The 539-nt window shown below is 51.4% G+C and carries 1 protein-coding gene and 1 tRNA gene; both read left to right on the forward strand.

Going from position 1 to position 539, the window contains the following annotated elements:
• Nucleotides 1–269: preprotein translocase subunit SecG (gene secG, locus AC1DRJ_RS32075; protein WP_477805624.1), on the forward strand; the 269-nt coding region annotated here is incomplete at its 5' end.
• A gap of 22 nt (nucleotides 270–291) precedes the next feature.
• A tRNA-Leu gene (locus tag AC1DRJ_RS32080) sits at nucleotides 292–377 on the forward strand.
• The last annotated feature ends 162 nt before the right edge of the window (nucleotides 378–539 follow it).

The raw sequence follows: 539 nt of genomic DNA on the forward strand, positions 1-539 counted from the left end.
CTTCAAATACTGTGTTCGGAAGCCAAGGTTCCTCTACCTTTCTTAGTAAGTTTACTGCTATACTTGCCGCAGGTTTTTTCATAACCAGCTTAGGGTTAGGTTACTTTGCTAAAGAGAAAGCTCAACAGCTGACTCAAGTAGGTCTCCCAAATCCAGCGGTGTTGGAAGTTCCAAAGCAGCAACCGGCTTCTGATGATGTACCGGTGCTTCAAGAGCAAAAGTCGGCTACTCCAGCGACTGACGTGCCTCCAGCTCAAGAGCAGAAGTAAGAAGGGTTTCAAACGTAGTATTGCCGAGGTGGTGGAATTGGTAGACACGCAACCTTGAGGTGGTTGTGCCCATAGGGTGTAGGGGTTCGAGTCCCCTTCTCGGTACCAATTATCAGGAGAGCCCGCTGTTGCGGGCTTTCTTGTAGGTGGAAGGTTACATTGACCCTGTCAGGGATCGGTCGTATACTTCCGCCCCAGCTTTGTCGCGGGGTGGAGCAGTCTGGTAGCTCGTCGGGCTCATAACCCGAAGGTCGTCGGTTCAAATCCGGC

The sequence above is a fragment of the Pseudomonas sp. P5_B2 genome (genome assembly GCF_056400445.1).